The sequence below is a fragment of the Nocardia sp. PE-7 genome (assembly GCF_030486425.1).
Classification (GTDB): Bacteria; Actinomycetota; Actinomycetes; order Mycobacteriales; family Mycobacteriaceae; genus Nocardia; species Nocardia salmonicida_A.
Window position 1 is genome coordinate 296,403 of the sequence record NZ_CP129614.1, and the last position, 19,053, is coordinate 315,455.

General features: G+C 68.8%; 17 protein-coding genes and 1 pseudogene. 8 read left to right on the forward strand and 10 right to left on the reverse strand.

Translation table 11 applies throughout. From position 1 onward, the window contains the following. Positions 1-76: 76 nt before the first annotated feature. On the forward strand, positions 77-1,468 hold the full coding sequence (locus QX204_RS01490; RefSeq protein WP_301904835.1) for a M1 family metallopeptidase: 1,392 nt from the start codon (positions 77-79) through the stop codon (positions 1,466-1,468). On the opposite strand, the gene QX204_RS01495 is transcribed toward QX204_RS01490, so the two are convergent. After that, positions 1,465-2,307, reverse strand: coding sequence for a hypothetical protein (locus tag QX204_RS01495; RefSeq protein WP_301904836.1), 843 nt, complete (start codon positions 2,305-2,307; stop codon positions 1,465-1,467). The genes QX204_RS01490 and QX204_RS01495 overlap by 4 nt on opposite strands. A 97-nt stretch (positions 2,308-2,404) precedes the next feature. Here QX204_RS01495 and QX204_RS01500 point away from each other — a divergent pair, with 97 nt between their 5' ends. Beyond that, a complete protein-coding gene (locus QX204_RS01500) occupies positions 2,405-2,920 on the forward strand; it encodes an LppU/SCO3897 family protein (RefSeq protein WP_301904837.1) in 516 nt (171 codons plus the stop codon). Here QX204_RS01500 and QX204_RS01505 read toward each other — a convergent pair. Then, complete coding sequence (locus QX204_RS01505) at positions 2,917-5,208, reverse strand: helicase-associated domain-containing protein (protein WP_301904838.1); 2,292 nt, start codon at positions 5,206-5,208, stop codon at positions 2,917-2,919. The two genes, QX204_RS01500 and QX204_RS01505, sit on opposite strands and share 4 nt — an antisense overlap. 154 nt (positions 5,209-5,362) lie before the next feature. On the opposite strand from QX204_RS01505, the gene QX204_RS01510 reads away from it, so the two are divergent. Next, positions 5,363-5,554 (forward strand): hypothetical protein, encoded by a 192-nt coding sequence (locus tag QX204_RS01510; RefSeq protein WP_062982571.1) that lies wholly within the window; start codon positions 5,363-5,365, stop codon positions 5,552-5,554. 83 nt (positions 5,555-5,637) lie between these two features. Here the strand turns inward: QX204_RS01510 and QX204_RS01515 are convergent, their stop codons facing one another. Together QX204_RS01515 and QX204_RS01520 are read right to left on the reverse strand one after the other, a co-directional pair. Then, the gene (locus tag QX204_RS01515; RefSeq protein ID WP_301904839.1) at positions 5,638-6,246 is read right to left on the reverse strand and encodes a transglycosylase family protein; all 609 of its coding nucleotides are present in this window, start codon (positions 6,244-6,246) and stop codon (positions 5,638-5,640) included. Positions 6,247-6,619: 373 nt separating this feature from the next. Next, positions 6,620-6,856, reverse strand: coding sequence for a hypothetical protein (locus QX204_RS01520; protein ID WP_301904840.1), 237 nt, complete (start codon positions 6,854-6,856; stop codon positions 6,620-6,622). A gap of 162 nt (positions 6,857-7,018) precedes the next feature. On the opposite strand from QX204_RS01520, the gene QX204_RS01525 reads away from it, so the two are divergent. Continuing rightward, positions 7,019-7,444: a cold-shock protein gene (locus tag QX204_RS01525; RefSeq protein WP_056818628.1), complete on the forward strand. Its 426-nt coding sequence runs from the start codon at positions 7,019-7,021 to the stop codon at positions 7,442-7,444. Between the two features lie 56 nt (positions 7,445-7,500). Here QX204_RS01525 and QX204_RS01530 read toward each other — a convergent pair whose 3' ends face one another. The 3 genes from QX204_RS01530 to QX204_RS01540 all read right to left on the reverse strand — a co-directional run bounded on the left by QX204_RS01530 (position 7,501) and on the right by QX204_RS01540 (position 10,789). Continuing rightward, positions 7,501-8,031 (reverse strand): DUF2771 domain-containing protein, encoded by a 531-nt coding sequence (locus QX204_RS01530; protein WP_301904841.1) that lies wholly within the window; start codon positions 8,029-8,031, stop codon positions 7,501-7,503. Then, positions 8,028-9,920, reverse strand: a complete 1,893-nt coding sequence (locus QX204_RS01535; protein ID WP_301904842.1) for an MFS transporter — start codon at positions 9,918-9,920, stop codon at positions 8,028-8,030. The genes QX204_RS01530 and QX204_RS01535 overlap by 4 nt, the downstream gene beginning before the upstream one ends. A gap of 92 nt (positions 9,921-10,012) precedes the next feature. After that, positions 10,013-10,789: a glutaminyl-peptide cyclotransferase gene (locus tag QX204_RS01540; protein WP_301904843.1), complete on the reverse strand. Its 777-nt coding sequence runs from the start codon at positions 10,787-10,789 to the stop codon at positions 10,013-10,015. 8 nt (positions 10,790-10,797) lie between these two features. On the opposite strand from QX204_RS01540, the pseudogene QX204_RS01545 reads away from it, so the two are divergent. Beyond that, positions 10,798-11,535 (forward strand): annotated as a pseudogene (locus tag QX204_RS01545) (DUF3027 domain-containing protein); the annotation flags it as partial. 497 nt (positions 11,536-12,032) lie between these two features. Next, on the forward strand, positions 12,033-15,092 hold the full coding sequence (locus tag QX204_RS01550) for a sacsin N-terminal ATP-binding-like domain-containing protein (protein ID WP_301908223.1): 3,060 nt from the start codon (positions 12,033-12,035) through the stop codon (positions 15,090-15,092). 12 nt (positions 15,093-15,104) lie between these two features. Here the strand turns inward: QX204_RS01550 and QX204_RS01555 are convergent, their stop codons facing one another. After that, complete coding sequence (locus QX204_RS01555) at positions 15,105-15,914, reverse strand: TetR/AcrR family transcriptional regulator (protein ID WP_301904844.1); 810 nt, start codon at positions 15,912-15,914, stop codon at positions 15,105-15,107. Between the two features lie 13 nt (positions 15,915-15,927). Between QX204_RS01555 and QX204_RS01560 the strand changes: the two genes are divergently transcribed. Next, the gene (locus tag QX204_RS01560) at positions 15,928-17,874 is read left to right on the forward strand and encodes a neutral/alkaline ceramidase (protein WP_367620151.1); all 1,947 of its coding nucleotides are present in this window, start codon (positions 15,928-15,930) and stop codon (positions 17,872-17,874) included. Here the strand turns inward: QX204_RS01560 and QX204_RS01565 are convergent. Next, entirely contained in the window at positions 17,871-18,131 is a 261-nt protein-coding gene (locus QX204_RS01565; RefSeq protein ID WP_301904846.1) for a DUF2530 domain-containing protein, read from the reverse strand. The two genes, QX204_RS01560 and QX204_RS01565, sit on opposite strands and share 4 nt — an antisense overlap. 62 nt (positions 18,132-18,193) lie before the next feature. Between QX204_RS01565 and QX204_RS01570 the strand changes: the two genes are divergently transcribed. Continuing rightward, a complete protein-coding gene (locus tag QX204_RS01570) occupies positions 18,194-18,631 on the forward strand; it encodes a MarR family winged helix-turn-helix transcriptional regulator (RefSeq protein ID WP_056818616.1) in 438 nt (145 codons plus the stop codon). A gap of 9 nt (positions 18,632-18,640) precedes the next feature. On the opposite strand, the gene QX204_RS01575 is transcribed toward QX204_RS01570, so the two are convergent. Next, the gene (locus tag QX204_RS01575) at positions 18,641-19,033 is read right to left on the reverse strand and encodes a YccF domain-containing protein (protein ID WP_301904847.1); all 393 of its coding nucleotides are present in this window, start codon (positions 19,031-19,033) and stop codon (positions 18,641-18,643) included. Between the last annotated feature and the right edge of the window lie 20 nt (positions 19,034-19,053).

A 19,053-nucleotide genomic window follows, 5' to 3' on the forward strand; every position in this document is an offset into this window, starting at 1 on the left:
GGCCGATCAGGGTCCGCGTGTGCCTGCGACGATGGTCGGGTCCGTGCGATCCGCCTCGGCGAAAGGTGTCTTCGGCATGCGTTGGTCGGCCGGGTTGTGCGTGGTGTTCGCGCTGGTGGCGCTGGGAATTCCGCCGGTAGCGGCGGATTCGGCGTTGATCGGGGCGCCGGGACTCGGTGATCCGTACTATCCGCTCGACGGGAACGGCGGCTACGACGTCACCCACTACGACGTGTCGATCGACTACGAACCCGGTGATCACCACCTGCGCGGCACGGCCCGCATCGACGCTCGCGCGACCCAACCGCTGGCGCAGTTCAACCTCGACTACAGCGGGCCCGAGGTACTGATGGTGACGGTCAACGGTCAGCCCGCGGGCTTCGCCCACGACGGCGAGCACGAACTGGTGCTCACGCCCCTGCTGCTCCTGCCACCCGGACTTCCGATGCGGATCATCGTCGACTACGCGGGCGAGGCCGCCGATACCGAGGGCGAAGGCTGGACCTACGCACCCAGCGGCGGCGCCTTCGCCGTCGGCGAGCCGCACAGCGCGAGCACCTGGTACCCGCTCAACGACACCCCGATGGACAAGGCGACTTTCACCCTGCACGCCACGGTGCCCGCCGAGTGGGAGGTCATGTCGACCGGTGATCGCACCGAGCATGTGGTGCGCGAGGGTCGACTGGTCACCACGTGGGAGACCCGACAGCCCACGATCGGCTATCTGACCACGGTCGCGGTGGACCACTTCACCTTTCTCGAGCAGCGGCGGGCGAACGGGACCGCGGTACTGAGCGCGTTCGCGCCGGAATCGGCGGGCAATCGCGAGGACGAACAGCGGCTGCCCGAGATCCTCGACTTCCTCGAAAATCTCTACGGTCCCTACCCGTTCGATGTGGCCGGCGGCATCTATGTCGACACGGAGCTGCCGTTCTCGCTGGAGACCCAGACCCGGCCGATCTACGCGCCGTGGACCGACCTGAACACGGTGGTGCACGAGCTGGCCCATCAATGGTGGGGCGACACGATGTCGGTGCGGCAGTGGTCCGACATCTGCCTCAACGAGTGCTTCGCCAGCTATACCGCCGACTATCTGTGGCCGGAACGGGTCGACCACGCCGATGTCGACACCGAGTACCGCGAGACGATCGCGAAATACCTCGACGAGCCGAAGTTCTGGAAGATCGCCTTGGCCGCTCCCGGTGTCGGCGACGAGTTCACCTCCGTCTACTACCGGGGCCCGCTGTTCCTGCACGCGCTGCGCAAGTTGATCGGTGAGGACGTGTTCTTCACGGCGATCAGGGATTTCGTGAACGCGCATCGCGACGGCCACGCCTCGATGCCGGAGTTCCGGGCGTTCTTGCAGAGCCGGACCTCGATGCCGCTGGGTGAGTTCCTTGCCGAATGGCTCGATGGGACGAGGCCGCCGCGTGACGCGTTCCTCTATCCGGGCACCTTGGGCCGCTAGTCCTCGCTCAGACGCGCGCGGGCGCGCTCGACCCAGCGCTGCATCCGGTCGAATTGGCTACGCGCGGCGGTGAATTCGCCCCGCGCTCGATGTTCGGCGGTGTGGGCGAAATGGCGTTGCTGTTCGGCGTGTTCGAGCTCGTCGCGGAGCTCGGCGATGCGGGCTTCGATCTCGTCGAGGTCGGACTTCGCCTGTGCGGCAGCGGCTTCGGCCGCCTCGCGATCGGCCTGGGCTGCCGCCAAACCGGATTCGGCGTCGTCGAGTTCCTTCTCGGCCTCGGCTCGCCGATCGGCGTCGGTGTTTTTCGGGGCGGGCTTGCTCGCGCGCTTGGGGGTGGCTTTGCCACCGGTGATCGCGACCAGACCGGCCGGGCCGAAACCGTCGTAGGTGACGGTGGTCGGCAGCACACCGGCACGAACCAGGTCGGCGACATCGGGGTCGGCCAGCGCCGCGGTGAGGGTCTGGCCGACCTCGCGCAGCACCTGCTCGCTCGCCGGACGGTCGTGTTCGGCGGCCAGTTCGGCGGCGCGCTTGGTCATCGCGTTCACGACCTGTTGACGCTGGGTGCCGAGGGCGCGCAGCTTGTCACCGGAGAGTTGTCGTTGGGCCGACCGGAGGGCATCGCCGAGATCGAGGAGGGTGGCGATCTCCCGCGGTGCGTGGTGGGCCAGCAGGTTGACCGTCCAGGCCGCGACCGTCGGTTTGCGCAGGCCGGTGATGGCCTTGGCCAGCTCGCGGTCGCCGTCGGCGCGCGCCTGGGCGGCGCGCTCGGCGCGGGTCGACACGAAGTCGCCGGGGTCGAGTGTGTAGAGCTCGCCTGCGACGTCGTCGAGGGTCATTCTTGTGATGGTAGACAGCTTGCTCGACGGGGGAGCGCGGGCTCGGGGCACTTGGGTATCGTCACCGACGTTGTGTTCACCCTGAACCGTTCGGTGAGTGAGGTTTTCAGTGATTTTCCCGGAGAAGCGGCTGTTGGCGCGGATCGTGCTCGGCCCGGTGGCCGCGATGGCCCTGGTCGGCGCGGTGGTTTCGTGCTCGTCCGATGACTCGTCGTCGGCCGGTGCTGTCGCGGTGGGGTCGTGCGTGGAGGTCAGTGACAACGCCGCCGACGCGATGAAGGCGACGGTCGGCGACTGCTCGTCGGCGAAGTCCAGCTACCGGATCGCGAAGGTCGGCTCGGCGGACTGCGCGGCCGACAACGCCGCCTTCAACGGCACGGTCGGGGACGCGAAGAACACCCTGTGCTTGGCGCCCAACTTCGCCGAGGGCAGCTGCTACGCGGATGCGGGCAAGCGGCCGGCGGAGTCTGTCGCCTGTACCGCGCCCGAGGCCACGTTCAAGGTGGTCAAGCGGATCGACGGGCAGACCGATGAACTGCTGTGCGGGGTGGACGCCACGCAGTTTCGGACGGTGCCCGATCCGAAGACCACCTTCTGCCTGGCGAAGCCCTAATCGAGCAGGGCCACCGACGCGATTCGGTGGAGGGTGAAGTGGCGGGTGGCCCCGCTGACCGGGTCCACCGCGTCCAGTTGGCCGTTGCCCACGCGCAGCGGCTCGACCACTCGCTGGGTGGCTACGCCCTGGGCGTCCACGTAGCCGATGTTCACCGGGCGGCCTACTCGCGCTGCCAGTTGGAGCAGGGCGAGGGTGGCCGCGGTGCCGGTGCGGCTGCCGTCGGTGCGGACCGCGCGGCCGGTGCGGGCACCCGCCGCGCGTTCGCCCGCGCGGAGTTCGGTGACCAACTGGGAGAGTTGGTCGTCGTTCGGCGGGATCGGGCGGTACGGCCTGCGGGCCAGGGGGCGGACCGAGATCCTCGCGCCTCGGGGGCGCAGGTCGACGATGGCGCCGCCGGAATCCTCACCCGCGGGAGCGAAGCCCGCTTTGCGGAGTTGGTCGAGCATTTCGTTCAGCGGCGCAAGGGCTATCGCCACGGTGGGGGCGATCGCGCGTAGTGCCAGGGTTTCGGCTACCGGGGCGGCGAGGACCTGGGCCAGCAGCGCGGGGTCGTCGCTGCGCAGGAAGGACTGGGCCATGCCGACCCGGAGTTGGCCGTGGCGGCGGGCCACATCGTCGATGAGGTAGGTCAGCGACTGCGGCACGGGGGTGCGGGAGTGAGTGGCGAACAGAGCGTGGAGTTCGGCGGCGGTGAGACCGGCGTCGAGGGCGCGCCGGACCGTGGCGTCGCTGACCCGGTACACCGTCGCGGCGCCCGCCGATTCGACGTTGGCCACCAGGGCGATCTTGCCGCGCAGTTCGGGGACCAGCGGGCCTGGCGCGATCACGGTCAGGTCGGCCTGGACCAGGACGTGGTCGACCGGTTTCGGCAGCGCCGCGGCCATCTCCGATTCGGCGTCGGCGATCGAACCGTGCAGCAGAGCCCTGGCGGCGGAGTCGAGAGCGCCGCGGCCCAACAGGCCGACGACCGCCGCTTCGGCGAGCGTGGCGGTGACGGCGGCGAGGCGGAAATGCCTGCGGCGGCGTGGCATCCGCCAGGCCAGCAGCTTGCCGATGTCGGCGGGCGTCACGGCGGTGCCGGTCGGGTACTCGGCGAGCAGGCCGAGGATCGCCGCGCGGTCACGCACCGCGTGCGGGACGCGCAGCTCCGCCGACAGGGCCGCGATCGGCTTGTCGGCGGCATCGCGCAGGCCGATCATCCACGGCATCCGATCCAGTTCCAGCCACGCCTGCGCCAGCGTCACCCAGCGGGTCGAGGGCGGGGCGTCGAACCAGGCATCCGCGGCGGGCGTCGGCGCCCAGAAGTCGTCGGTGGAGTCGAGGTCGGGCGTCGGCTCCGGCAGGCCCTTTTCGACGAGTTTCGCGGCGGCCAGCAATTCGAGCAGCAGGCCGGTGCGTTGTTCGTCGATGCCGGTCTGTTTGGCCAGTCTGCGCAATTCGCGCACGCCGAGCCCGCCTGCGCGCAGGGAAGGGGCGGGTAGGTTGCCGAGGGCGTCGATCAGATCGCCTGCATCGCGCAGCAGTTCGCCAACCTCGCCCGCGCCCACGGCATTCACCTCGGTGGCGGCGTTCTTGACGAGTGCGGGTTTGGGCGGGGCCAGCGCGTGCGGGTCGGTGACGGGTTCGCCGCGCAGGACCTGCCCGACGGTGACGGGCAACTCCACGGTCTCGTCGTCGATCCAGTGCAGCAGCCGCGCGGCGAGCAGGCGCGGCACCGGGCGATCGGGGTCGGTGCCGGGCGCGGCATCCCTGGTGCGACCGCGCGGGCCGGTGGTCGCGAGTTTGTCCAGCAGCGCGCGTTCGGGCGGGGCGGCCGCGGCCAGCGCGGCGGTGACCTCCGGCTCGGTGAGGGCGTCGGGGAGCGCTGTCGTCGCACCGAGCGGCCAGGGGAGGGCTTCGGCGGCGCTGGGGGTGAGGTCGAGGTCGTCGCCGACCTGCCAGACGAGTGCGCGGTCGAACAGCCGGGTCAGCGCGGCGGTGAGCGCGGTCTTGGTGACGCGATCCTTGAGCTGCGCGTGCAGGGTGGTACGGGTGAGCGGGGTGAGTTCGGCGCCTATGGTGCGGGCGTCCTCATTGGCGGTGAGCGCCTCGATGACCGCGAACTCTAGGGTGTCGAGGTCGTCGGCGGCCCGTAACACCGACGCGCGCTGCTGAGCGCGCACCGCGAGCACCGACATCGACGCGGGCAGCGGCACCGCCAGGTCGGGCCGCAACTGCAGCAATTTCACCAGCTGGGCATCGGTGCGCGCACCGAGCCAATCGGCGAGAGAGTCTGTCGCGATCACCGATCGAGCCTACAGTTCTCGGCCGCCGTGATCTGGACCGAGCGGAGGGTGCGACGAAGGAGTGCCCAGAGGGAGGCGAGATCGAGGCCCCGGGGCCGAGAACTGCGGCGCCAGCCGCTGATGGGCACTGTGTTGGGTATGCCAGAATGAGCCGGTGGTGAACAAATCGAAGAAACCCTACGTCGACAACGGCTGGCCCGAGGTGGCCGACGGCGAGCACGCCGTGACCGAACTGTCGTCGACCCGTGCCGGTAATCTCTCGCCTTTCGGTGAGGACACCGAGTTTCCCGTCCCGGCCGCATCGCTGCCGTACGTGCACCCCCAGACCACCATCAACCGGGTGTAATTCGGACGAGAAAGACAAGAGCCCGCATCCTCGAGGATGCGGGCTCTTGTTATGTGTGCGGACGCTGTGCGGAATCCGAACGATCAGGAGGGCAGCAGACCCTTGTTCGCCTGGAAGAAGTCGATCACGGCCGGGTCCAGCTGAGAACCCTTGGCGGAGTTGACGAAGTCGAGAGCCTGCTGCGGCACGGCGATGCCCTGCTGCTGCACGACGGTGAGTGCGCGGTCGACGGCCGAGAACACTTCCTGGCTCGGATCCTGGACCTGCGGCACGTTGACCTGCGGGGCCCAGCTCGGCGTCGAGGGAGCGATACGCTCGGACGGTCCGCTGCTCAGACCCAGCTGCGACGAGCAAGAAGGCCAAGCGCCCCAACCCTGGGAAGCGAGAACCTTTTCGGCGACCACGATCTGCTGTTCGCGGGTTGCCTGGTTGGCGGAGGCGGCGTATTCGCCACCACCGTGCGCGGTCCAGGTGGAGGGCGAGAACTGCAGCCCACCCTGGTAGCCGTTGCCGGTGTTGATACCCCAGTTGCCGCCGGCTTCACACTGTGCGAGGCGATCCCAGTCGGAGTCAGGGGCCGCGCTGGCGTTTCCGGCGAGGGCTGCGGCTGCGGTACCGAAGATAGCGCCGGTGACGGCGACCTTGGCAGCAGCGCGCCCGGTGGAAGTCGGCTTGCGGTGGCGTCCACTCATATCGGGTTTCTTCCTCTCGTTCGCACCTGCATGTGGCCCGGACTGAGAGGTCTCCCGGTCCGCCCTCATCCCTTGTTTCCAATCGGGGTCCGGTACCCGCGGGGTGAGGTTCGGTGCGGCGGGCCGGTGGTTCCGGGGGTTACCCCGGCTGAGAGAAACGGTACGACGGTCAGCGGCGAATGTCACTATTTGGTAACCGGCGGGTCCCGGTGGGTCTCGGGGTCGTCTCAGGGTGATCCCTGATGTGTCCGCGCAGGTAGTCGCGGTGGGGAATGTGCGCGACGGCTGTGCGTTCACTTCGTAACCGGACTGTTATGTGACGAAGATCACATGTTTGCCTGGAAAGTATTTCGTGGGGTACCCGGTTGACGCATCAACGTGCGCGTCGGCCCGACCACAGCGCGAATATCAGCGCGAGCAGGAAGCCGACCGGCGCGAGCATCGCCAGGCCGTACAGCCACAGACCCGGATCGCTGTCGGACACGATCGGCGTCACGAAGATCCCGATCACCCCCAGGATTCCGATGCCGAACAGGGCGAGGGCCACGTGCAGGAGACGATCGCCGGAGCGTCGAGGACCGGGCGAGGCAGGATCTGGTGAGTTCGTCACCGGTGAACCGTAAAACTGATGTGCTCGCGTTATAGCCACCGGGGTAGACTCGCACCACATCGCGTCCCGCCTTGTTGGGGGGCGCGTTCTTTTCGCGACAAGCAAAAGTGTGTAACCCGGGCCACAAGGGTTCGGGTGCCGAATGATGAACGGGTGAGCGCAGTGCCGACCGGCCGGGTGAAGTGGTACGACGTCGAGAAGGGCTTCGGCTTCCTGTCTCAAGACGAGGGCGAGGACGTTTATGTGCGCTCGTCCGCACTGCCCGAGGGCGTCGAGGGACTCAAGCCCGGACAGCGTGTCGAATTCGGCATGGCCGCCGGTCGCCGTGGGCCGCAGGCGCTCAGCGTGACGGTGCTGGAGGCGCCGCCGACCGTCGCCCGCGATCGTGACCGTGGGCAGATGCCCGCGCGCAAGGACGCCGGGCCGCGCAAGTCGCCCGACGAACTGCACGGCCTGGTCGAGGACATGATCACGCTGCTGGAGAGCACCGTGCAGCCGGACCTGCGGCGGGGCAAGTACCCGGATCGCAAGATGTCCCAGCGGATTTCCGAGGTCGTGCGAGCCGTGGCTCGCGAACTCGACCACTGAGTTTCGACGAGACCGGCCCCGAACGCCTGCGTTCGGGGCCGGTCTCGTTTTCCGGCTCAGGGTTCGCGCGGTTCCGGTTCGGGAGTGACGATCGACCAGGCGGCGTGGGGGATATAGGTTTCCCGGCCGGTGGCGACATCGCGGGCCAGGATCGGCAGCTGTACTTCGATGCCGATCAGGCGCAGGCCGGGTTCGGGATTCGACTCGATGGTCAATGCCCTGGCGCGGTCGGGGTAATCGGCGAAACTGAGTACCCGGTCCAGCTGTTCGCCGCTGGGACGCTGGTAGATCAGCTGGATGAGCCAGGGTGATTGGGAGACCGCGTCGGGCAGCGAGAGCTGCACGGGTTCACCGGCGGGGACCACGAGCGGCGCGGTTTCGCCGTAGCGGCAGTCCTCCATCCTGACCGTGCAGTACATGAACGGGTCGACGGTGATGGTCGTTCCGTGCGCGTACGCGGTGAGCTGCGGATTGTGCGCGGGCGCCTTCGACACAGCGAAGGCCACCAGCCCCGCGGTCACCGCGACGACGGCGAACAGTCCGGCCGCGACCAGCGCGACGATCGTTCGAGCGTTGAGCTTGCTCACCAGGTGGGGTCTCCTGTCCCTCTCGGATGGGTGTTGGGCACTTCCTGCTCCACGTGCTGGGGGCGATTGCCGCCCAGACCCGGCAGCAGCGAGTGCCCGGTATAGCTGACGAACGTCTGCAGCAGACCGACCAACAGGATCACGCTGATCAACGCGAAACCCTTCCAGTACTCGATCGGCATCAACACACCGGCCGCACCGCCGACGACCCAGCTCAGTTGCAGCACGGTCTCCGAGCGGCCGAAGCCGGACGCGATCGACTCCGGTGGGAGGTCGTCCTGGATGGCGGCGTCTAGGGATACCTTCGCGAGCGCGCTGGCCGCCGAGGCCACCAGCGCGGCCACGGCGGCGCCGAACAGGTTGCCGGTGAACGCGGCGAACAGCGCCACCACCGCGCACGCGCCGGTGCAGCCGAGGACCACCGGCGACGGTCTGCCCAGTTGCAGTCGGGCACCGGTCGCATTGCCGCTGAAGTTGCCGATGCCCGCCGCCGCGCCGACCAGGCCGAGCATCGCCGCCTGTTCGGTGGGGCTGCCGCCGGACCCCTTGGCCACGAAGGCGATGTAGAAGGTGAGGAACCCGGTGAGCACTCGAATCGAACTGTTGCCCCACAAGCCGGTGACCACGGCTCGGCCCAGCGGCTGACGCCGTTTGCGCGCCGGCACCGGGGAATCCTGGCCGCGTTCGATGACCTCGGTGTTGGCATCGGGGCCGTGATAGGTCAGCGTCGCGGGGACCTCGCCCTCGGTCACCTCGACCCAGCTCGGAATGCGCAGGCTGAGATACGCGCCCGCGATGGCGATGCCGGTGGCGAAGATCAACGCACCGGTGGAACCAGCGATCATGGCGGCGAGCGCGGCCAGCGCACCCGCGCCGATGGTGCCGCCGACCAGGCCGAAGACGGTGAGCCGGGAATTGGTGCGGACCAGGTCGATATCCGGTGGCAGCACGCGCGGAGTCACCGCGCTCTTGAGTACCGCGAAGGATTTCGAGCCGACCATCATGCACAGGGCGAGGGGATACAGGCCCCAGGTGTCGATGTTGAAGATCAACAGCAGCGCGAAACCCGCGCGCAGGCCGAAGGTCGTCGCCAGCGCCAGCCTGCGACCGCGTTGCAGGCGGTCGAGCAGCGGACCGATCAGGGGCGCGATCAGCGCGAACGGGGCGATGGTGATCAGTAGGTAGAGGGCCACCTTGGTCTTGGATTCGGCGGTGGCGCTGGCGAAGAACAGGGTGTTGGCCAGGGCTACGGCGATCGCCGCGTCGAGCGCGAAGTTCGCCATGGTGGCGTAGGTGAGCGCGGTCAGGCCGGACTGATCGGCGCCGTCGGCCTTGGCGGCGCGCTGGAAGGTGGCGATGCCGCGTTCGGTGAGTTCGCGGCTGCGCATCGCGGCTACGCGGGTGACGGTGAGTTTGCGCGGGACGCGCTGGTTGATCGGGTCGTCGACGCCTTCGTCGCGCGGGAACGGACGGGTGCCGTCCGGCCCGGTGACCTCGTGATCCGGGATCGACCGTCGCGGGTCGTCACGCGGCGGGTCGGCGTGCCATCGCTCGTCGCGCGGTGCGGCCGGTCGGCCCCGCTCGTCGGCAGGCGGACTCGGATGTTCGCTGCGAACCGGTCGGCTCTTCGGATACTCCGCCGGTGCGCGCGCGGCCTTTCCCGCTGTCGGCACAGGGGTGGTCGGGGCGGCGGGGTCGACGGGGCGGTGGCGGCGGAACAGGCTCTTCGACCGGCCCGTCGGCGGCTCGGCGGGCAGCGGCCGTTCGGGCCGGGGGAAGACCTTGCGCGGTGCGCGCGGCGGGTACTGCCCGTAGCCGGGGTGTGGGTCGGCGGCAGTACCGTCCCGGCGACCACGGTCGGGACCGGATGGATCGCGGGGCGTAGTCACAAGTCCAATTCTGTCGCACTCGGGCTGTGCGTGTTCACTCGCGCCGAGGCAATGTCGGCCACATCGTCCTGATTCACTCGGTGGGGGTACCCCTATTCGTCGACGAAACGTACTTCGAACATGCGCGGCCAGTATTTCCCGGTCAGCAGGAAACGATCGGTGCCGGGCAGGTGCGCGATGCCGTTGAGCACATCGGTGCCCGCTCGTTCGGCGGGTGTGAGCAGTCCGGCCGCCTCGATCACGGCGAGAATCCGTCCGGTCTCGGGATCGATGTGCAGTATTTCGTCCGTCGGGTAGTGGTTCGCGTAGACCGTGCCGTCTTCGGCGCAGTCCAACTCGTTCGGTTTCGGATCGCGATAGCCGGACAGGGTCACCGAACCGGTCTGCGCGAAGGTCACCGGGTCGCGGAAGGTGAGCGTGCCGGTGCCGTCGCTCATCACCAACCGGTGTGGCTGCGCGCACAGACCCCAGCCCTCGCCCTCGTAGGCGGCGCGGCCGGTTTCGGCGAGGGTCACCGGGTCGCGGGCGATGGCGAAGCCGTCCTGCCAGGTCAACTGCCACACGATCGCGCCCGCCCGGGTCATGCCCTCGCCGAACACCCGGCCGGGCAGGTCGACGCGAGCTGTTTCGGCGCCCGTGCGCTGGTCGGTGGCCCGCGCGGTCGACACGCCCCACATGCCGGTGCTCTCGTAGCGAATGCCGTCGACCACTTCCAGGCCCTGGGTGAAGGCCTGTGGATCGTGCGGTGACGAGCTGATCACCTCCACGCGCAACCGCGCCGGACCCGGCTCTTCGGGTCCGCCACAAGCCCCCGCGCCGAGCACACCGACCAGCACTGCGACGGCCAACGAACTGCGATTGCACTTCATACGGCAAAATGTATGCCGTGAGCGCAGTATCTGTTTCGGAGTCCGGCGTGCGTCCCGTTCTGGCCGACGCGGCCGAGGTCGCACGTCGTGCGCTCGTCGCGTTGGAACCCGACGGGGTAGGAGTCCATCTGGGGGTGAGCGCCGAGGACGACACCGCGGCCACCCACCGGTTCGAGGCGACCCTGCCCGGCTACCGCGGCTGGCAGTGGGCCGTCGTGGTCGCCGCGCCCCCGGGGGCCGACCACGCGACGGTGAGCGAGTCGGCGTTGTTGCCTGCCCTCGATGCCCTGATCGCCCCCGATTTCATCCCGTGGGACCAGCGGGTGCGCCCCGGCGACCTCGGCCCCGGCGACCTGCTCGCCACGTCCGCCGACGACCCCCGCCTGGTCCCCGGCTACGTGGCCACCGGCGATCCGGTGATCGACGAGGTGGCCCGCGAGGTCGGCCTCGGCCGCGTGCAGGTTCTCAGCGTCGAAGGTCGTGCCGATGCCGCCGAGCGGTGGTTCGCCGAGTTCGGCCCCGATACCGAGATGGCCAAGGCCGCCCCGGCGACCTGCGGCATGTGCGGCTTCTACCTGCCGCTGGCCGGCGCCCTGCGCGAGTCCTTCGGTGTCTGCGGCAACGCGATGGGCGCCGACGGCCACGTCGTCCACGTCGCCTACGGCTGTGGCGCCCACTCCGACGTGGTCGCCCCCAGCGGCAACGGATCGCCGCTGTACGAGGCGTTCGACGACCACGCGGTGGACTTCGTCGAAATCGTCCGCCCGGCTGTGGAGAAGGCGATCGACGAGGCCGAGTCGCAGGTTGCCGCCGAAGACCCGGCAACGGCCGTCGACGAAGCCGCGCCTGAGTCTGCCGACGCCGCGACGGCGGTCGTGGAGGTTGTCGCCGAGCCGACCGCCGATCCCGCGATCGAGGTTGTGGAGATCGCGGCTGAAACGATCACCGACCCGGCGACTCCGGTCTCCGCGACCGAGCAGGGTCCTGACTCGTTGACCGCTGTCGGCGAGGCCGCGGCGGAGCAGGCGGCCGATCAGCAGGAAACCGCCGAGGCCGCGGCGGTGGCCGCGGTGGACGCCGAGCGTTCGGCGCTCGCCGAGGGTGCGCTGCCGGAGTCGGCCGAAGAGGTCATCACGGCCGAGGCCGCACCGGTCACCGAGGCCATGGAGTCCGCTGACGCCAGTGAGCACGGATCGTCGGTGTCGCGCTGAACGGAGCGGGGGACCCGTTCGGTACTGCGCAGCTGCGGGCCGGAGTACTCGCGGCGTGGCGGGACTCGCCGACGCGGTTGCGGGAGGACAGTGCCAGTGAGGCGGATCTGGTGGCCGCGGGCTACCGGGATCGGTTGCTCACCGAGCTCGCGCAGAACGCGGCCGACGCCGCGGCGAAGGCCGGAGTCGCGGGCGCGCTGACCGTGCGGGTGCTCGACGGCCGTTTGCATGTCGCGAATACCGGTGCGCCGCTGAGCGTTTCCGGTGTGCACGCGCTGACGGCACTGCGTGCCTCCGGAAAGGCCGACACCACCCAGGTGGGTCGCTTCGGCGTCGGCTTCACCGCGGTGCGGTCCGTCGGCGACGAGATCGAGGTCCGCTCGACGACCGGATCCCTCCGCTTCTCCCGCGTGGCGACACTGAACGCCTTGCACGACACCGGCATCGGCATCCCCGACGACCTGGCCGCCATCGCGCCCCCGGTCCTGCGGCTCGCCTGGCCCGTGCCGACCACCCCACTCGCGGGCACCGACACCGAGATCGTCGTCCACCTCCGCGACGACATCGACGCGACAGCCCTCCTCGACGCCATGCGAGCCGAGGCCCCCGACCTCCTCCTGGAACTGCCCGCCCTACAGCGCATCCGCATCGAATCCGACGAATTCACCAGCGCCATAAGCATTCTCGCTGGTACCGCCGATGCCACGGAGAACGTCACCACCGCCGCCGACGAGACCGGCACCCTCTCCCAGCTGACGATCACCCTCCCGTCCGGCACACGCCGAACCTGGTGGCAGTACCGCACTCCCAGGGCCCGCTGGCTGCTCCCACTGCGCGAGGGCCGCCCCGTCGCGACCGCCCCGGACGTCCTGCGCGCCCCCACCCGCTCCGACGAGGAACTCTCCCTCCCCGCGATCTTGGTCGCCGACATCCCCATGCAACCCGACCGCCGCCGTCTCCTCCCCGGCGCCCGCCTCACCGAATTGGCAACGGGTTACGCGGATTTCGCCCGTGCGCTCCCGCCACGGGACCGTCTCGTCCTGGTCCCCACCCCCGGCTTCGCCCGCAGCGAAGCCGACGCTCTCCTGCGCGAAGCCCTGATCACAGAGCTTCGCACCAACCCCTGGCTCCCGGTCTGTGCCGCCCGCACCGCGGAACCGGCGGACTCGTGGGACCCCATGGAGCCCGCGCCGGACCATGCCGAACCCGGCGGCACAACGGGCGAATCGGCAGCACCCGGCGGCATCTCCGCCTCCGTCGGTCCCGCTGATTCCACGCCGGTGCCCAAGGCTGTCCCAGACCTCATGGATCTGTTCGCGGCTGACGAAGCCGACGGCTCTCACCCCACGACGACGTTCGGACCGGGCGAATCCGCACCGTACAGCGACCCTTTCGCGTCGGCGGAGTCGTCCTCGTACGAACCGGCCGCAGCGGACTCGCCGTGTAGCACGCCCACCCGGGCGAGCGTATTCCCCGATCTCACACCGGAACTGGCCGCGATCCTGGCCGAGATCACCGGCCCGCTGGTGATTCCGGAGCTGTCGGGTCGTGCCGGTCAGGACAAGCTGGCGGTGCTCGACGTCCATCGGCTCGGGCCTGCCGCGCTGGCCGAACTGTCGAGTGGGTTGCACCGTGAACCACGGTGGTGGCGGCGGTTTTACGCGACTCTCGAACCGTTCGTAATCGATACCAGGACGGCCGAGGAATTCGGCGCGCTGGCCGTGCCGCTGACCGACGGCCGGTTGGTCACCGGCCCGCGCACCGTGGTGCTCGACGATCAGCTCACGGTGGCCGTGCCGGTGCACTGGGCTCGCCTGGTCCACCCGGACGCCACGCACCCGCTCCTCGGTCGCCTCGGTGCCCGCAGCGCGAGTTCGGACGACCTGCTCACCGATCCCGCTCTGCACGACCTGCTCGAGCACGATCCGGCCGACCCGGACACGGTCGCCGCGGTACTCCAGCTGGCGCCCTACGCCTCTGCCGGCTCGTTGCCCGACTGGCTCGGCCTTCTCGAATTGCCGGACGACACAGGCGAGCTGAGCCCCGCCGACGAGCTACTGCTCCCCGGCGCCCCGCTCGCCGAGGTCCTGGCGCCCGACGCGCCCTTCGGCACCATCGCCGACACCGTCGTCGCCGAGTACGGCGAGCAAGCGTTGCGCGCGATCGGTGTCGGCTGGGGCTTCGCGGTCCTCACCGATCCCGAGCCGATCGGCCCCGACCACGACCTCGACGACGAACAGGCTTGGTGGAACAGTCTTTCCGAAGACCCCCGCGAGCTCACCGCGGTACGCGACCTCGACCTGGTCGACGACGACCGCTGGCCGCAAGCCCTGCGCCACTTGCTGTCCGAGCCACGCACCCGCGCGCTGCTCGCCGATCGTGACGGCTACACCGTCTGGTGGCTGCACCGCCACGCCCACATCGACGGCATCCCGCTCGGCCGACTCCACCACCCCGACGACACCGAATTCGCCGGGCTCCTAACGGTGTTCGCGGCATTCGGCATCGACGGCGCCGACCTCGACGCGCTGCGCCCCGCGCTCGTGCGCCCCGACATCATGTCGGCCGCGCTGGCCGAGGAACTCCTCGACGCACTGGCCGATCCGTCGAAATCCCCTGCCCCCGAAGTGATCGCCCGGACCAATGCCCGCCTTGCCGCGGCGGTCGCGGCCGGGGTTCTCGATCCGCGCGAACTCGATCTTCCCGAGCAGATCCGCGCCCTGTCCGGCGACGTCGTCGACGCGAGCACCGCCATGGTTCTCGACCAGCCCTGCTTCGGCTTGGTCGTCCCGCCACAACGCCTCGTCGTCGGCGACACCGCACACGCCGAGTCGCTGGCCACCTTGCTCGATCTCCCGCTGGTCTCGGAGGAGGTCAGCGCCGAGGTGCTCGGGACCGGCCGCCGGAGCACCTGGGCCGCAGAACCTTTGGGCGTAGTGCTGCGCCAGCTGTGGTCCCCGAGCGACAGCACCGGCGAACTGGTTCTGCACGAGACTCTCGAAGTGCACCTGCGCGGCGCGCTCTCGGGCACCGTCCGCGTCCCGTGGTGGTGCGAAGGCGATGTCGTGCACGTCCAGGTGCCGCGCGGATAGATCCGCGTCGACCTACGCCGCGTGGGCTGTGATCATCTCGGCGAGCAGATCGAGCTGGGTCTGCACGGATTCGCTGTCGTCATCGACCAGCCAGCGCAGCACGATCCCGTCGATCACATTGAGCATGAAGCGGCTCAGCGTCGGCACCGGTGTGTTCCACCGCGTTTCGGTCGCCTCGCTGCATTGGTTGATCACATCGGCGATGGTGCTGTCGTTGAACCCGTACTGCTCGCGGGCGATCGCCAGCTTGGCCGGTGTCGACTCACCCTCGCGCAGCGCGTAGGTGGTGGTCTCGTAGGTCAGCAACTGTCGTTCGGGAGTAGCTTCGATGTTGCGCCACATCAGTTCCAAACCGCGGCGCACCAATTTCTGAAGTGCTTCTTTTCCTGTTCCGGCGTCTTCCCATACCGATTCATCGGCATCGACGGAATCGCGCAATTCCATTGAGAGCGCTTTGACCAGCTCGGTCATCAGCGCGTCCTTGTTTTCGAAACAGTAATGCACCACACCTAACGAGACACCGGCCGCTTGGGCGACATCACGCGTGGTCACGCCCGCCACGCCCTTTTTCTCGGCGAGACCGATCGCTGCCTCGATCAGGTGGGCTCGTCGTTCTTCGACGCTCAATCGGGAGGACACTGTGCGAGTTAAGCGCCCATGCCACGAACAGTCAATTCGCCGGTCCGCCAGAAAATCCTGGACATTTGACCAGTTGATGTGGTTGTCTCCGAAATGGAAGTTGTGAAGGAGTCGCCCGATGTCCCTGTCCCGCCGCACGATGCTTGCCGCCTCGGCACTGAGTGCCACCGCTCTGCCCGTCATCTCCACTATGGGAATGCCGGTCGCACAAGCGAATCCGGAGGGATTCGAATTCGGGCTCGGTATCGCCGACCTCACGGGTCCGGCCGCGGAATGCGGCATGATGGGCTACTCGCAGTTCGAACAGGCCACAGCGGGAATTCATCTGCGCCCGCGCGCCCGCGCGTTCGTGATCGGGGCGCGCGGAAATCGGATCGCACTCGTCGCGGTGGAGAACGGTGCGGTGTTCGGCTCGGTCCACGGCGCGGTGCTACTGGCGCTCGCACGCCGTTTCGGTGATCGGTATTCCGAACGAAATGTCGTCCTCACCTCCACGCACACCCATGCCAGTTGTGGTGGCTCCGCACACGACTACGCCTACACGCTGGCGACGATGGGATTTCAGCAGCAGGTCTTCGATGCCGAGGTCGACGGGATCGTGGAGGCGATCGTCGCGGCCGACGCGGATGTCGCGCCGGGTTCGATCACCCTCGGCCGCGCGCAATTGCACGACGCCAGCGTGAACCGTTCGCGCGTGGCCTTCGACCGCAATCCGGCCGCCGATCGCGCGGTCTTCCCCGACGCGATCGACCCCGCGGTGACCACGTTGGAGTTCGCCAGGCAAGGTCGTCAGGTCGGTGCGTTCACCTGGTTCGCCACCCACAACACGTCGATGACCAACGCGAACCGCCTGATCAGCTCCGACAACAAGGGCTATGCCAGCTACGCCGCCGAACACCTCGAACACGGCGTCCGCCACCTCGACGGCGCCGACTTCATCGCCGCGTTCGCGCAGACCAATGCCGGTGACATGTCGCCCAATCTGGGCCTCACGCCCGGCAACGGACCGACCACCGACGAGTTCGCCAACACCAGGATCCTCGGCGAACGCCAGCACCACGCGGCGAAACAGGCCGCGGCGCAGGGCGCTGCGCAACGGGCCGAGGTCGGCTCGATGCTCTGCTACATCGACCTCGCCGCGCTCACGATCGACGGCCGCTTCACCCCCGACGGCGCCCCGCGACGCACCTCCCCGGCCGCGGCGGGCGTCTCCCTGGCGGCGGGCAGCGTCGAGGACGGTCCCGGCCTGCCCGGCGGCCCGATTCCCGAAGGCGTGCGCAACCCGATGATCGACTTCTTCGGCGGCATCGACCATCCGCACCCCGCCTGGCTCGCCGACGCCCAAGCCCCCAAAGCGATCTTCGCCCCACTCGGGCTGATGCCGCCGGTGCCGTGGGTGCCCAATGTGGTGCCGATCCAGCTGGTGCGCATCGGCGACCTGTATCTGGCCGCGGCCGGCGGAGAATTCACGATCGTCGCGGGGCTGCGCGTGCGGCGCGCGGTGGCGGCGGTACTCGGCGTCGAGCTGGAGCAGGTGCTGCTACAGGGCTATTCGAACAGCTACCACGAATATGTCACCACGCCGGAGGAGTACGACGCGCAACAGTACGAGGGCGCCTCGACGCTGTTCGGCCGCTACACGCTGTGCGGGTACGTGCAGGAATTCACGCGACTGGCAGAGGCGTTCGTGGCGGGGCAGGCAGTCGATCGCGGCCCCGCACCGCGCGATGTCTCCGCGCTACAGCCGAACTTCGCCACCGCGCCGGGCCCCGACGCGACCCCGCAGGGTCGTGGGTTCGGCGATGTTCTGGTCCAGCCCGCGTCGTGTCGACGGGGCGAGCGGGCGGCGGTCGAATTCGTCTCGGCCCACCCGAAGCACAATCCGCGCCGGGGCGACACCTTCCTGCACGTGCAGCGACAGACCGCGGCGGGCTGGGCGCGGGTAGCCAACGAGGGCGAGTGGGACGTCCGCTTCCACTGGCGCAAAGAGGGCGCAGCGGTCTCGATCGCCCGCTTCACCTGGGATATCCCGGCGACCGCTGAACCGGGCACGCATCGATTCGTGCACTATGCCGACGTTTTGGGCGCCGACGGCACACTCCGTCCCCTCATCGGGACCAGTGACGAATTCGAGGTGGCCTAGTCGGTGTCGAGTCCCACCTGGGCGCCTTTGTCACCGCGTCGCGCGGAACGCCGCTGCGCGAGGAAGATCGACGACCCCAGCACGCCCACCACGAGTCCCATCAGGCACACCGGGAGAGCATCGGCCCAACTCGCGTTCATCCACACGACCACGGTCGCGATGGCCCACAGGGCGAAGCCAGCCAGCACGACGGGGCGCGGGTCGACCAGGATTCGGGGCAGTTGAGGTATCTCGGGACTGACAGGTCCGGCGTCCATACCCAAACAGTAGCGGTGTGAAACCCGTCAGCACAGCCGGATTTACCGTAGAGTTCTGCACTGTGACAACGCCATCGGACGTCCGCTCCCTGGCCGGTGACCTTTCGCTGGCTGTCGTGCGGCTCACGAGACATCTGCGCGGACGCCGTTCCGACGCGCAGATCTCGCTTACTCAGCTGTCGGCTTTGGCGACGCTGGCTCGTGATGGCGCGATGACGCCCGGCGCGCTGGCAGGCAAAGAACGCGTGCAACCACCGTCGATGACGCGTGTCATCGCCTCGCTCACCGACCTCGACCTGGTCCAACGCCGACCGCACCCGACCGACGGTAGGCAGATCATCGTCTCGCTCTCGCCCGCCGGTCGCGCGCTGATCGCCGACGAGACCAATGCCCGCGAGGTGTGGATGACCGGTCAGCTCGCCGGACTGCGCCCCGAGCAGATCGCGGTGCTCGGGGAAGCCGTCGGCATCATGAACCAGATCGTCGCCGAATCGGAGTGATCGGCTCGCCTACCGCACCGCGTCGGCCGACACCACGTCATGGCCGAGCGGGAACAACGACAGCGGCACCAGCTTGAGGTTCGCCCAGGCGAACGGCAGCCCGATGATCGTCACCGCGAGCGCGATGCTGGTGAACACATGGCCCAGCGCCAGCCACCAGCCCGCGAAGATGAACCAGATCACATTGCCGATCAGCGAGCCCGCACCCGCGCTCGGTTTGTCGACCACCGTGCGTCTGAACGGCCACAGCACGTACCCGGCCAGGCGTAGCGAGGCGATCCCGAACGGGATGGTGATGATCAGGATGAAACAGATCAGTGCCGCGAGCAGGTACCCCAGCGCCATCCAGAATCCGCACAGCACCACCCAGAGCACGTTCAAGATCAACTGGACAATCTTCATGCTTCCAGCATGCCAGGATT

Excerpts from the sequence above, each read along its gene's own strand:
- QX204_RS01490 (WP_301904835.1), top strand. The coding sequence starts at position 77 with ATGCGTTGGTCGGCCGGGTTGTGCGTGGTGTTCGCGCTGGTGGCGCTG.
- QX204_RS01555 (WP_301904844.1), bottom strand. The coding sequence starts at position 15,914 with ATGACGGGCAGAGCGGTGGCACTCAGTGCCGAGGCGGCAAGCATCGTG.
- QX204_RS01495 (WP_301904836.1), bottom strand. The coding sequence starts at position 2,307 with ATGACCCTCGACGACGTCGCAGGCGAGCTCTACACACTCGACCCCGGC.
- QX204_RS01515 (WP_301904839.1), bottom strand. The coding sequence starts at position 6,246 with ATGAGTGGACGCCACCGCAAGCCGACTTCCACCGGGCGCGCTGCTGCC.
- QX204_RS01560 (WP_367620151.1), top strand. The coding sequence starts at position 15,928 with ATGCCGGTCGCACAAGCGAATCCGGAGGGATTCGAATTCGGGCTCGGT.
- QX204_RS01540 (WP_301904843.1), bottom strand. The coding sequence starts at position 10,789 with ATGAAGTGCAATCGCAGTTCGTTGGCCGTCGCAGTGCTGGTCGGTGTG.
- QX204_RS01565 (WP_301904846.1), bottom strand. The coding sequence starts at position 18,131 with ATGGACGCCGGACCTGTCAGTCCCGAGATACCTCAACTGCCCCGAATC.
- QX204_RS01575 (WP_301904847.1), bottom strand. The coding sequence starts at position 19,033 with ATGAAGATTGTCCAGTTGATCTTGAACGTGCTCTGGGTGGTGCTGTGC.